The organism is Nocardia sp. alder85J, assembly GCF_020176955.2.
Lineage (GTDB): Bacteria > Actinomycetota > Actinomycetes > Mycobacteriales > Mycobacteriaceae > Nocardia.
Window position 1 is genome coordinate 225,027 of record NZ_JAIUCZ020000005.1, and the last position, 12,429, is coordinate 237,455.

Here is a 12,429-nt window from a genome sequence, read left to right on the forward strand (position 1 = left end):
CATCGAGCCGGTCCGGACTCCGGTGCAGCGCGCGGGTCGGCCGCCACGACCCGCCGGCAACTGCGAATTCCGCACCGAACGAGTCGCGGGATCAGCGGCCGAGGTGAGCGCGGATGCGGTCGGCGGCGGCGGTGCCGGTGGCGGCGCAGGCCGGGACGCCGACGCCGTGCAGGTAGGCGCCGGCGATCGCCAGGCCCGGCAGTTCGGCGACGCCGGATTCGATCGCGGCGACTCGGTCGAGGTGGCCGGGGGCGTACTGCGGCAGTCCCGCGCGCCAGCGTTGCACGGTGGCGGCGACCGGGCGGATCGGAATTCCGGTGACCGTGGTGAGGTCCTCGGCGGCGGCCGCGATCAGGGCCTCGTCCGTCCAGGTCAGCGGGGTGTCGTCGCCGAAGCGGCCGAAGGAGGCGCGCACGAGGGCCACCTCACGCTCGGCCAGATGCGGCCACTTCCGGCTGGAGAGGGTGAAAGCCTTGGCGCGCAAGGATTCTCCGGTGGCGACCAGGATCCCGGAATTGTCCGGCAGCGCGGTGTCAGCGGGCAGCGCCAGCGCCACCACCGCGGACGAGGACAGGTCGATGCTCGCGGCGGCCCGCGCCACCTCCGGCGCCACCGTCGTGAGCAGCGCGGCCGTGACCGGTGCGGGCGTCGCCAGCACCACGGCGTCGAAATCCCCGAGCGGATCCAGCCGCCAGCCCGCCGCCGTGCGTACCAGACCCGTTGCCGCCGTACCGGTTTCCAGCTTCGGAGCCGCCGCGTCGGCCAGACCGTCCAGCAGCACCCGATATCCGTCCCGGATACCGCCGAACACCGGGGCCGTCGACGGTGGCGGCAGGGCCCGGGTGACGGCTTCGGACAGGCTGCCCGCACCCGCGTCCAATGCCGCGGCCAGCGTCGGCAGGGCCGCTCGCACCCCGATCGCCGACGCCGGCCCCGCGTAGACGCCCCCGAGCAGCGGATCGACGCTGCGCCGCACCACCTGTTCCCCGAACCGGTCGCCGACCAGTTCGCCGACCGACACGTCCGTGCCCGGCTCCCAGCGCAGCGGGCGATTCGGTTCGTCGGCGATCCGCGCGAGGGTCGCCGTGTCGACCAGGTCGCCGACGGTCTCGGCATCGGCCGGGATACCCATCAGGGTCCGGCCCGGCATCGGATGCGCCGACCCACCGGCCCACACCAGCGGCCGCTTACCGGCCGGATGCACCAACTGGTCCGCGAGGCCCAGCTCGTCGAGCAGCGCGGGGATCTCCGGCCGCCGCCCGACGAACGCCTCCGCCCCGAGATCCATCGGCCCGCCCGCGAGTTCCCCGGTGAACAACGTGCCGCCGATCCGCTCCCGCGGATCCACCAGCACCAGTTCCAGATCCGGCCCGAACGCGATCCGCAGCCGATACCCCGCCACCAGACCGCTGATTCCGCCGCCGACCACCGCCACCCGCACCACGGGAACACCTCCGTCCGACCGCTCCACCTCCGGCGAACCTACTCCGCGCCCCACTCGCTCCTCCGGGCACACCCGCACTCGGTGTCGATACCCTCGGAGAACCACCCCGCAACACTCGCTCGGCGGTGGGCGGTACCGACAGCACAGATCGTCGCCGATGGCTGCACAGCCGACAGCGGCAGGACCGCGGCGATGCCGTCACCCGCGCCCGCCACGGCGATGCGGTATGGAGCGCAACGGGATCCGCCGACACCACCGCCCCCACATCACGCCCTGCGGGCGGCATCGGATCGGGCTCGAGATCACCGGGCACGGCCCGCGGAGCGCGAGGGGACTCTGCCGCCGTGATCCCCGGAACGACCGCGCAGCGGATTCCGGGCGGCGGGCTCACAAGGGAGCGGGCAGGCTGTGGATCAGTTCGACGGTCGCGGTGATGGCTCCGGGGTCGGTGTCGGGGAGGACGCCGTGGCCGAGGTTGAAGATATGGCCGGCGGCGCCGAGGGTGATCGCCTCGTCGGCCTCGTGCGCGATGCGGCGGACCTCGCGTTCGATCACATCCGCGCCCGCGAACAGGACGGCGGGATCCAGGTTGCCCTGCAAGGCTTTTCCGGGACCGACCCGCCGCACCGCGGCCGTCAGCGGCACCCGCCAGTCGACGCCGACCACGTCCGCGCCCGCCTCGGCCATCGCACCGAGCAGCTCACCGGTGCCGACCCCGAAATGGATGCGCGGCACACCGGCATCGGCGACCTCCGCGAACACCCGCTGCGAATACGGCAGCACGAATTCCCGGTACTGGGCCAGCGACAGCGCGCCGGCCCACGAGTCGAACAGCTGCACCGCGTCCACCCCGGCGGCCAGCTGGGCCCGCAGGAATTCCACGGCGATGTCGGTGAGGATGCCGAGCAGTTGGTGCCAGGAGTCCGGGTCGCCGAGCATCATGGCCTTGGTGCGCTCGTGGTTGCGACTGGGCCCGCCCTCCACCAGGTAGGAGGCCAGCGTGAACGGCGCGCCCGCGAATCCGATCAGCGGCGTGTCGCCGAGCGCCGCCAGCAGCAGCCGCACCCCGTCGGCGATCGCCCCCACCTCCTCGGCCCGCAGCCGCGGCAGCGCGCGCACATCCGCGACGCTGCGCACCGGATTCGCCACCACCGGGCCGACGCCGGCCACGATGTCGAGGTCGATCCCGGCGGCCTTCAGCGGAACGACGATGTCGGAGAACAGGATCGCCGCGTCCACCCGATGCCGCCGGATCGGCTGCATGGTGATCTCACAGACCAGTTCCGGGTCGAAGCAGGATTCCAGTATTCCGATACCGGCCCGCACCTCCCGGTACTCCGGCAGCGACCGACCGGCCTGCCGCATGAACCAGACGGGACGACGACTCGGCACACCGCCGGTGGCGGCGACGAGGAACGGCGCTTCGGACAACCGACGGCGAGTTGGTGTGCTCACGGGGATTCATTGTGCCGTTCCGCTCCCGCACCGAATTCGCGGCCCTCGGCTTGCATCCCGGCACAGCGAAAAATTTGCACCCAGCGCGCCTCCCCTCGGCGGCGAGGGTTCGGGATTACGGTTCACATTCGTGACACCGCTCGACTTCCGCGACGGCGCCGCACCGACCCCGGGCCCAGCCGGCGAACCTGCCCAGTTTCGCGCCGCGGTCGAGGCGATGGGCACCGCGTCAGTGCACCCTCGGATCGAGCTCGCCCCGATCCGGCCACCGCAACGCCTGGCTCCCTATTCATACGCCATCGGAGCCGAAGTCAAACATCCCGACGCCGGCACCGTACCGGTCGACTCCGAGGGGGACGCCTTCGGCCGGTTGATCCTGCTCCACGACCCGGACGGCCAGGAAGCCTGGCACGGCGTGTTCCGTCTGGTCGCCTATATCCAGGCCGATATCGACGCCGCGCTGGCCGGTGATCCACTACTACCGGAAGTCGCCTGGAGTTGGTTGGTGGACGCCCTGGAATCGCGGGGCGAACCGTTCACGGCGTTGGGTGGCACGGTTACTTCCACCAGTTCGGTCCGTTACGGAGATATCGCCGGACCGCCACACGCCTACCAGCTGGAGCTGCGCGCATCGTGGACGGTCGGCACCACACAACTCGGACCGCATGTCGAAGCTTTCTGCGAAGTTCTGGCCTCGACAGCGGGATTACCGCCCGCTGGAATCACGGATTTGCGGCCGCGTCCCCGGATTGCCGACGACCAGTTCTGACCGACCCGTAAAGTTCTGGGCTATGCCGGTAGCCGACGAGTCCGAACAATCGGCAGCGATTCCGCTGCTCGCGCCCGCCGAAGGCGTGCCGCCGGTGCTCGCCGCCGTCGACGACATCACCGCCGCCGCGACGCGGCTGGCCTCGGGCAACGGCCCGCTGGCCGTCGACGCCGAGCGCGCGTCCGGTTTCCGGTATTCGAATCGCGCTTATCTGATTCAGTTGCGTCGCAACGGTTCCGGCAGCTTTCTGATCGACCCGATTCCGCTCGGCCCGGATCCGGCCGATGCGCTCGCCCCGCTGGCCGCGGCGATCAACGGCCTGGAATGGGTGCTGCATTCCGCCGACCAGGACCTCCCCGGACTCGCCGAACTCGGGCTGCGGCCGCAGCGATTGTTCGACACCGAACTCGGTGGCCGGCTCGCCGGATTCGAACGGGTCGGGCTGGCCGCGATGGTCGAGCGACTATTGGGCCGGGAGTTACGCAAGGGGCACGGTGCCGCCGACTGGTCCACCCGCCCGCTCCCGGACGACTGGCTCAACTATGCCGCGCTCGATGTGGAGCTGCTGCTCGAACTGCGCGACGCGGTCGCGGAGACGCTGGACGAACAACAGAAGACCGAATGGGCGGCACAGGAATTCGAGCACGTCCGCACCAGCGAACCGGCCCCGCCGAAAGCGGACCGCTGGCGCCGCACCTCCGGAATCCACACCCTGCGCCGCACCCGGCAACTGGCGACGGTGCGGGAATTGTGGCTGACCCGCGACCGGCTGGCCCGCGAGCGCGATATCGCCCCGGCCCGCATCCTGCCGGATTCGGCGATCGTGGCCGCGGCGATCGCGGATCCGAAATCCATCGGCCAGTTGCGGGCCCTGCCGGTCTTCGGCGGCCCGCGGCAGCGCCGCTATTCGCGGGAGTGGCTGGGCGCGGTGGAACGCGCACGCGCCCTGCCGGATTCGCAGCTGCCGCCGATGGCCCAGCCGTACGACGGCCCGCCGCCGGTGAACCGCTGGGAACGCCGCGACCCGGTCGCCGCCGCCCGGCTCACCGCCGCCCGCGCCGCGATGTCCGAACTCTCGCAGAACTATTCGGTGCCGGTGGAGAATCTGCTCACCCCCGACCTGCTGCGCCGGCTGTGCTGGGACGGCCTGCCGGAATTCCGCTCCGGCACCACCTCGAACGACCCCGAGGGCGCCGTCGACGGCTTCCTCAAGGACGGTGGCGCCCGCCCCTGGCAGCGCGACCTCGCGGTGCCACCGCTGGCCACCGCCCTGTTCCCCGACACCGCGGCCTGAGCGCGGCCCGCGGACAGCGCTCGCACCACCGCCGGACGGCCTCGCCGAGGCAAACATGGCGTCGGCCGCGGATCCGCGCGGTCTTCTCGTCGCAGGCGCCGGCCGGGGCCTCACCGACCGGCGCGCACCGCGCGATCGGTCAGGCGCCGCCGCCGAGCCAGCCGGTGATCCGGCGGGCGATGTCGGCCGGGGTCAGGCCCAGGTCACCGAGGATCTGCGCGCGGGAACCCTGCTCCAGGAAGTGCTGTGGCAGGCCCAGATCGCGGGTGGGGACATCCAGCCCGGCGGCGCGCAGTTCGGCCGACACCGTCGAACCGATGCCGCCGTGCACGCCGCTGTCCTCCACCGTCACGACCAGGCGGTAGTTCCCGGCGAGTTTCACGATGGTGTCCGGCACCGGCAGTACCCAGCGCGGGTCCACCACGGTCACCGTGAGGTCTTCGGCGGCCAGCAGATCCGCCGCCTCGACCGCGACCCCGGCGAATCCGCCGACGGCGACCAGCAGCACGTCGCCGTGCGCGGCGCGGGCCGAATCGCCCTCCGGCATCCGCAGCACGTCCACGCCGTCGAGCCGCTCCACCGCCGAGATGTCCTCGGCGATCGCGCCTTTCGGGAAACGCACTGCGGTGGGGCCGTCGCCGGTGGCCAGCGCCTCGGCGAGTTCCTCGCGCAGAGTGGCGGCATCGCGCGGCGCGGCGACCCGGATCCCGGGCACGATGCCCAGCACCGACAGATCCCACATGCCGTTGTGGCTGGCACCGTCCTCACCGGTGACGCCGGACCGGTCGAGTACCAGGGTGACCGGCAGCTGCAACAGCGCCACATCCATCAGCAGCTGATCGAAGGCGCGGTTCAGGAACGTCGAGTAGATCGCCACCACCGGATGCATGCCGCCGAGCGCCAGCCCGGCCGCCGAGGTCATCGCATGCTGCTCGGCGATGCCGACGTCGAACATCCGCTCCGGGAATCGCTTCCCGAACGGGGTGAGGCCGGTCGGGCCGGGCATCGCCGCGGTGATCGCGACGATGTCGTCGCGCTGCTCGGCCTGCCGGATCAGCTCCTCGGAGAACACCGAGGTCCAGCCGACGGACTTACCGCCGGTCGGCTTGCCCGTCACCGGGTCGATCGCCCCGATGGAATGCATCTGATCGGCCTCGTGGTCCTCGGCGTGCCGGTACCCGCGGCCCTTCTGGGTGACGGTGTGCACGATCACGGGACCACCGAAATCCTTGGCCCGCCGCAGCGCCGCCTCCAGCGCCACCAGATCGTGCCCGTCGACCGGGCCGACGTACTTCAGCCCCAGATCGGAGAACAGCTCCTGCGGCGCCACCGCGTCCTTGATGCCGGTCTTCAGCGCGTGCAGCATCGAATACGCCGAGCCGCCGACGCGCGGGATGCCCTGCACGAACCGCTTCGTCGCGTCGAGCGCCTGCTCGTAGGCGGGCTGCATGCGCAGCGCGGTGAGCCGATCGGCCAGACCGCCGATGGTCGGCGAATACGACCGGCCGTTGTCGTTCACCACGACGACCACCGACCGGTCCGGCCCGGCGGCGATGTTGTTCAACGCCTCCCAGCACATGCCGCCGGTCAGCGCCCCGTCGCCGACGACGGCCACCACGTGCCGATGCTGCCCGGTCAGCGCGAACGCCTTCGCCAGCCCGTCCGCGTAGGACAGCGCCGCCGAGGCGTGCGAGGACTCGACCCAGTCGTGCGGGCTCTCGGAGCGGCACGGATATCCGGACAGCCCACCGGATTTCCGCAACGTGTCGAAGCCGTCCTTGCGCCCGGTGAGGATCTTGTGCACGTACGCCTGATGGCCGGTGTCGAAGATCAGCGGATCGGCCGGGGAATCGAAGATCCGGTGCAGGGCGATGGTCAGCTCCACCACGCCGAGATTCGGCCCCAGGTGCCCACCGGTAACTGCCACCTTGCGAACCAGGAACTCGCGGATCTCCTCGGCCAGCACGCCCAGCTCCGGTACCGTCAGCCGACGCAGGTCCTCGGGCGTCTCGACCCGGGAAAGAAATCCCACCGCTCTCGCTCCCTCTGATGCTCGTCGATCTCGAACAGTCTACGGAGGACTATCGGGTGCCGATCACGGGAGCGATCGCCACCTGCGCCGTCGCCGCACCGGTGTGAGGTGGAACATAGACCGGGCTCTCGGGTTCCCCAGATTACCGCGCGTGTCACCGCCCCGATACCGGTTCCAGCAGCGCGAGACATTCCACGTGGTGTGTCGCCGGGAACGCGTCGAACGCGCGCATCCGCGCGGGCCGGTAGCCCGCCGCGCGGTACAGCCCGATGTCGCGCGCGAACGCCGCCGGATCGCAGCCGACGTGCACGATGCGCGCGGGCCCGGCCGCCGCCAGCGCCGCGATCACGTCCTTGCCCGCGCCCGCGCGCGGCGGATCGAGCACCACCACCTCCGGCGCGTCCCCGCCCGGATCGGTCACCCAGTGCTCCACCCGCGCCGCGATCGGGTCCACCCAGGGCAGATCACGCAGCGCCGCGGCGCCGTCCGCGACCGCCGACGGCGCCGATTCCACCGCCGCCACCGCGCCCGCCGGACCCACCTGTTCGGCGAGCCGCGCCGCGAACACCCCGGCCCCGGCGTACAGATCCCAGGCCACCGCGTCGGCGCCGGTCGCCGCCCAGTCGGCGATCACGTCCGAATAGCACAGCGCCGCACCGCGATGCGGCTGCCAGAAACCTGTCGTCGCGACCTCCCACCGGCGCCCGGCCACGTACTCCACGGCCCGGCCGGTGCCCTCGACCACCCGCTGTTCCCGGACGGAATGGGTCGCCGCCCGCCGCGCGGCCGTGCTGCGGCGACCCCCGCGCCCCGCCCGGCCGCGCTCGACAGCCGCGGGCGCGATCTCGACCACGTGCCGCCGGCCGTCGCCGTCGACGGCGATCACCAGTTCGGCGCCGGGTGTCCACCGGCTGTCGGCGATCCCGGCCATCGCCCCCGGCACCGGCTGCGGGCAGCGCAGATCCGGGATCACCGCGGTGCTGCGATAGCCGTGCACCCCGGCCCGGCCCGTCTCGTCGACCACCAGCCGCACCCGGGTGCGCCAGCCCACCTCCGCCGCCTCGGCCGTCGCGGTCCGGGTGGGACCGGCGCCGATCGGATCCCGGCCGGTGCGCGACGACAGTCGTTCCAGCGGTCCCGGCGACATGGTGCCCTGGGCCAGCGGCGAACCCGGCCGCCGGAAGACCCGCGCGGTCGCGGCGTCCGGAATCGGCTCGACCTCGACCTCGGCGTCCCAACCGGCCAACCTGCGCAACTGCTCGGAGACCACCGCGGCCTTCAGCGCCCGCTGCGCCTGCGGGGTGGCGAAGGAGAAATCGCAGCAGCCGGCCCCGCCGGGACCGGACACCGGGCAGGTCGCCGGGACCCGGTCCGGCGACGCCTCCAGGATCTCGATCGCCTCGGCGCGGCAGAACGAGCCGCCGCGGTCTTCGGTCACCCGGGCCCGCACGTACTCCCCCGGCAGCCCGTGCCGCACGAACAGCACCCGGCCCTCGTGCCGCGCGACACAGAATCCACCGTGCCCCGGCGGCCCGAGCCGGACCTCGAAAACGCTTCCGGCCCAGCTGCTCTCGCTGCTCATCGGACACCGCGCACGCGGCGGGCGGAACGGACCGGGCACACCGCGGAAACGGCGGCCGGGCGGGCGGGGGACGTGATCGACGGGGACATCGGCCCAGCTTAGGAACCGCCGCGGCGAGGCGGTGCGCCGGGCAGCCCCTGGTCTCCCGGCGGTTCGTGGATTCGGTGTTCGCCCGTCCGCCACCAGCGGCGCGGCGGACATTCATAATGGAATGTTTATGTCTACGTTCGCTCATTGTGCAGATTCGGAACGCACCCGTTCGATCGGCCGATCCGCGGCGGCAGTGGCCGTCACCACCGGCGATGTCCGTTTGGTCGAGATGTGGAGGGGGAAAGCGCAGGGAGGGCCGGACGGGAGGTACCGTTCCCCCGACAGCAGCACAAACCGCACACCACGGTTTCGGAATTGGGGTTGGCACGGTGTACGTAGTGATCATGGGGTGCGGTCGCGTCGGATCGTCGCTGGCCCGCGCCCTGGTCCGGGTCGGCCACGAGGTCGCCGTGATCGACCAGGACGCCGGCGCCTTCCGGCGGCTGGGCAAGAGTTTCGAGGGCCGCCAGGTGACCGGCGTCGGCTTCGACCGCGACGTGCTGCAACGGGCCGGGACCGAGCAGGCCGGGGCCTTCGCCGCCGTCTCCTCCGGCGACAACTCCAACATCATCTCCGCCCGTGTGGCCCGGGAGACCTTCGGCGTGCAGCGGGTGGTCGCCCGCATCTACGACGCCAAGCGGGCCGCGGTGTACGAGCGCCTGGGCATCCCGACCATCGCCACCGTGCCGTGGACCACGGATCGTTTCCTGCGCACCCTGATCGGCGACGAGAAGAGCACCAGCTGGCGGGATCCGACGGGCACCGTCTCGGTGACCGAACTGGCGCTGCACGAGGAGTGGTACGGCCGTACCGTGCACGATCTGGAGCATGCGACCGGTGTCCGTGTCGCCTTCCTGCTCCGTTTCGGGAAGGGTGTGCTGCCCACGACCAAGACCGTGCTGCAAGCCGACGACACCGTCTACGTGTCCGCCATCTCCGGCACCGTCGGCGCCGCCGCCGCACTGGCCGCCGCCGCCCCATCGACCGAGGACCGATAGTGAAAGTAGCGATTGCCGGGGCCGGGGCAGTCGGCCGCTCCATCGCCCAGGAACTACTGCGCAGCGGCCATCAGGTGACGCTGCTGGAGCGCCGGCTGGACCATATCGACACCGCCGCGGCGCCGACGGCGACCTGGCTGCACGGCGACGCCTGCGAGCTGGAGTTGCTGGAGGAGACCGGACTCCAGGACTACGAGGTGGTCATCGCCGCCACCGGCGACGACAAGGTGAACCTCGTGTTCAGCCTGCTGGCCAAGACCGAGTTCGGGATCCGGCGGGTGGTCGCGCGGGTCAACGATCCGCGCAACGAATGGCTGTTCGACGAGGGCTGGGGTGTGGATGTCGCGGTGTCCACCCCGCGCCTGCTGGCCTCGCTGGCCGAGGAGGCGGTGCAGATCGGCGATCTGGTCCGGCTGATGACGCTGCGCCAGGGCCAGGCCAATCTGGTCGAGATCACGCTGCCCTCGGACACTCCGCTGGCCGGGCGGTCGGTGCGGTCGCTGACGCTGCCCCGCGATGCCGCCCTGGTGACCATCCTGCGCGGCGGCCGGGTCATCGTGCCGCAGTCCGACGACCCCATCGAGGGCGAGGACGAGCTGCTGTTCGTGACCACGGTGGAGGCCGAGGACGAGTTGCGGAAGGCGCTGGGCGTCAACAACACGGCGTGAGCGATCCCGGGCCTCAGGCGGCGGTGCGGGCCAGCTCGGCGCGCAGCTTGTTCAGCGCCCGGTGCTGCATCACCCGGACCACTCCGGCACTGGTGCCGATCGCCTCGGCGGTCTCGGCGGCGCTCCAGCCCAGCACGATCCGCATCACCAGCACCTCGCGATGCGCGGGTGCCAGGATCTCCATCAGCTGCTTGGTCGCCCGGCGCTGCTCGGAGTGCAGCGCCATCTCCTCCGGCCCGGCGGCGGTGGACGCCTCGTCCGGGAACTCCGCCACCGGATAGGCCGAATGCTGGTGCGCCCGGCGGAAGGCGTCGGCGATCTTGTTGGCGGAGATGCCGTACACGAAGGCGAGGAACGACTTGCCCTGGTCGCGGTAGCGCGGCAGCGCCTGGACCGTCGCCAGCAGCACCTCCTGCGCCACATCGTCGACGGTCAGATACGCGTTCCCGCCGGAACCCAGCCGCGCCGCGCAGTAGCGCCGCACCAGCGGGTGCACGATCCGGATGACCTCGGTGACCGCACGCTGGTCGCCGGCGGCCGCGGGTCCGATCAGGCGGTCCAGCTCGGCGGCGACGGCGCGACTCTGTGAAATACCCGGCTTGGTCTCGGTAGCCACTGGTGGTCCTCTCCCCGATCGTTCAGATGACACAACGATCGTGCGATGAACCGGGCCGCCGAAATAGGCACCCCAGGGGTGGGTTCACCCCCACCTGGAAGGGTTCTGCACACCCCGCACGGTGGGGTGGCAGGAAATACGGGCAGCTCAGGCGCCGCGACGCGCGGGCAGGTGATCGGCCCGGCGCACCGCCCAGACGGTGACCAGCAGGGCCAGCGCCGTCAGCGGCCAGCCCATCGCGATCCGGGTGACGGCCAGCACGCCGGTGCTGTTCGTCTCGTAGAAATGCGACTGGACCAGGTAACGGGCGCCGAACACCAGCACCCACACCACCGTCGCGAGGTCGTACAGCCGCACCACCCGGCGGTCGGAACGCCAGTCGGTGCCGTGCCCGTTGAGCACCCCCCAGATCACCCCCGCCAGCGGCCAGCGAACCAGCAGCGACAGCAGGAAGGCCGCCGCGTACACCAGGCTCGCGTAGATGCCGAACAGGAAGAAACCCTTGGCCGCACCGGTCCGGTACGCGATCAGCGCGCAGATGCCGACGCCGAGGAAGCCGGAGATGGCCGGCTGGATCGGGCTGCGGCGCACCAGCCGCCACACCAGGATCGCGGCCGCGACGCCCAGCGCCGACCAGATCGCCGCCGTCAGCCCCCAGAGCGTGTCGGCGGGCACGAAGACCACCACCGGCAGCGTCGAGTAGACCAGGCCGCTGAGCCCGCCCAGCTGCTCGAGCAGCGACTGCTCGGCCGCCTCCTCGCGCTCCTCGGTCACGCGCTGCTCGGCCGTACGCTTCTCGGCCATACGCTGCTCGGCCGACACGGCCTCGGCGGCGTACGCCGCGTCCGGCCGCGGCCCTCCGGGCGAGACCACCGGGAGTACGGCGGTACGGTCGGGATCGGCGAGATCGGGATATTCGGCGAACTCGTCGTTACTGGGTATCGGCATGCGTCAGGAATTCCCGCGTAGTTCGTAGTAGGGGTTGTACATCACCTTGGCGCCATCACGATCACCGATGCGGCCGCGGACCAGGATACGACGGCCGGGCTCGATTCCGGGGATGCGACGGCGTCCGATCCACACCAGGGTGATCGCGTCGGTGCCGTCGAAGAATTCGGCCTCCAGTGGCGCGGCGACCGATTGCGGACAGGCCTGCACGCTGCGCAGCCGGCCCACCATGGTGACCTCCTCGCCGCGCCGGCACTCGGCGGCGCGACACGCGCCCGTCTCCTGCGCGGCCTGTTCGACCAGTTCGTCGGCGTCGAGATCGCCGAGATCGGCTGTCAACCGCCGGCTCAGCCGACGGAAATACCCGCTGTCCGGCCCGGCTTTCAGCCCGGCACCGGAACGCGCTTGTCCCGCGGGGTCGGAGCCCGCGTTTCTTCCGCCCGTGAACGGCATGTCGCAACACTTCCTGGACTGCGGACGGCGTGGGTTCGCACGTCGTCGGGTCTTCCCACACGACCGGCTGGTGGCCGCAT

11 protein-coding genes are annotated in these 12,429 nt (G+C 71.6%); 4 read left to right on the forward strand and 7 right to left on the reverse strand.

Features of this window, described 5'->3' with window-relative positions; genetic code table 11:
* Positions 1-91: 91 nt before the first annotated feature.
* Positions 92-1,444: a protoporphyrinogen oxidase gene (locus LBW94_RS20815; RefSeq protein WP_225061276.1), complete on the reverse strand. Its 1,353-nt coding sequence runs from the start codon at positions 1,442-1,444 to the stop codon at positions 92-94.
* Between the two features lie 387 nt (positions 1,445-1,831).
* Positions 1,832-2,899: a uroporphyrinogen decarboxylase gene (gene hemE, locus LBW94_RS20820; RefSeq protein WP_225061277.1), complete on the reverse strand. Its 1,068-nt coding sequence runs from the start codon at positions 2,897-2,899 to the stop codon at positions 1,832-1,834.
* A gap of 217 nt (positions 2,900-3,116) precedes the next feature.
* Between hemE and LBW94_RS20825 the strand changes: the two genes are divergently transcribed.
* Both LBW94_RS20825 and LBW94_RS20830 read left to right on the forward strand, forming a co-directional pair.
* The gene (locus tag LBW94_RS20825; RefSeq protein ID WP_416276935.1) at positions 3,117-3,668 is read left to right on the forward strand and encodes a DUF3000 domain-containing protein; all 552 of its coding nucleotides are present in this window, start codon (positions 3,117-3,119) and stop codon (positions 3,666-3,668) included.
* A 22-nt stretch (positions 3,669-3,690) separates the two neighbouring features.
* Positions 3,691-4,962, forward strand: a complete 1,272-nt coding sequence (locus tag LBW94_RS20830) for a ribonuclease D (RefSeq protein WP_225061278.1) — start codon at positions 3,691-3,693, stop codon at positions 4,960-4,962.
* Positions 4,963-5,101: 139 nt separating this feature from the next.
* Here the strand turns inward: LBW94_RS20830 and dxs are convergent, their stop codons facing one another.
* Positions 5,102-6,994 carry a 1-deoxy-D-xylulose-5-phosphate synthase gene (gene dxs, locus LBW94_RS20835; RefSeq protein WP_225061279.1) on the reverse strand — a complete coding sequence of 631 codons (1,893 nt, stop codon included), beginning with the start codon at positions 6,992-6,994 and terminating at the stop codon, positions 5,102-5,104.
* A 154-nt stretch (positions 6,995-7,148) separates the two neighbouring features.
* Positions 7,149-8,576, reverse strand: coding sequence for a class I SAM-dependent RNA methyltransferase (locus LBW94_RS20840; protein WP_225061280.1), 1,428 nt, complete (start codon positions 8,574-8,576; stop codon positions 7,149-7,151).
* A gap of 419 nt (positions 8,577-8,995) precedes the next feature.
* Between LBW94_RS20840 and LBW94_RS20845 the strand changes: the two genes are divergently transcribed.
* Positions 8,996-9,664 (forward strand): potassium channel family protein, encoded by a 669-nt coding sequence (locus LBW94_RS20845; protein ID WP_225061281.1) that lies wholly within the window; start codon positions 8,996-8,998, stop codon positions 9,662-9,664.
* The gene (locus tag LBW94_RS20850; RefSeq protein ID WP_225061282.1) at positions 9,664-10,332 is read left to right on the forward strand and encodes a potassium channel family protein; all 669 of its coding nucleotides are present in this window, start codon (positions 9,664-9,666) and stop codon (positions 10,330-10,332) included. The genes LBW94_RS20845 and LBW94_RS20850 overlap by 1 nt, the downstream gene beginning before the upstream one ends.
* A gap of 13 nt (positions 10,333-10,345) precedes the next feature.
* Here the strand turns inward: LBW94_RS20850 and shbA are convergent, their stop codons facing one another.
* The 3 genes from shbA to LBW94_RS20865 form a co-directional block, all read right to left on the reverse strand.
* The gene (gene shbA, locus LBW94_RS20855; protein WP_225061283.1) at positions 10,346-10,948 is read right to left on the reverse strand and encodes an RNA polymerase sigma factor ShbA; all 603 of its coding nucleotides are present in this window, start codon (positions 10,946-10,948) and stop codon (positions 10,346-10,348) included.
* 147 nt (positions 10,949-11,095) lie between these two features.
* A complete protein-coding gene (locus LBW94_RS20860; RefSeq protein ID WP_225061295.1) occupies positions 11,096-11,752 on the reverse strand; it encodes a DUF3159 domain-containing protein in 657 nt (218 codons plus the stop codon).
* A gap of 147 nt (positions 11,753-11,899) precedes the next feature.
* Positions 11,900-12,349 (reverse strand): OB-fold nucleic acid binding domain-containing protein, encoded by a 450-nt coding sequence (locus LBW94_RS20865; protein ID WP_225061284.1) that lies wholly within the window; start codon positions 12,347-12,349, stop codon positions 11,900-11,902.
* Between the last annotated feature and the right edge of the window lie 80 nt (positions 12,350-12,429).

What these genes read in the sequence shown, in the direction of transcription:
- LBW94_RS20825 (WP_416276935.1), top strand. Translation starts at nt 3,117, where the DNA reads ATGGGCACCGCGTCAGTGCACCCTCGGATCGAGCTCGCCCCGATCCGG.
- LBW94_RS20830 (WP_225061278.1), top strand. Translation starts at nt 3,691, where the DNA reads ATGCCGGTAGCCGACGAGTCCGAACAATCGGCAGCGATTCCGCTGCTC.
- LBW94_RS20840 (WP_225061280.1), bottom strand. Translation starts at nt 8,576, where the DNA reads ATGAGCAGCGAGAGCAGCTGGGCCGGAAGCGTTTTCGAGGTCCGGCTC.
- LBW94_RS20860 (WP_225061295.1), bottom strand. Translation starts at nt 11,752, where the DNA reads ATGGCCGAGAAGCGTACGGCCGAGCAGCGCGTGACCGAGGAGCGCGAG.
- LBW94_RS20865 (WP_225061284.1), bottom strand. Translation starts at nt 12,349, where the DNA reads ATGCCGTTCACGGGCGGAAGAAACGCGGGCTCCGACCCCGCGGGACAA.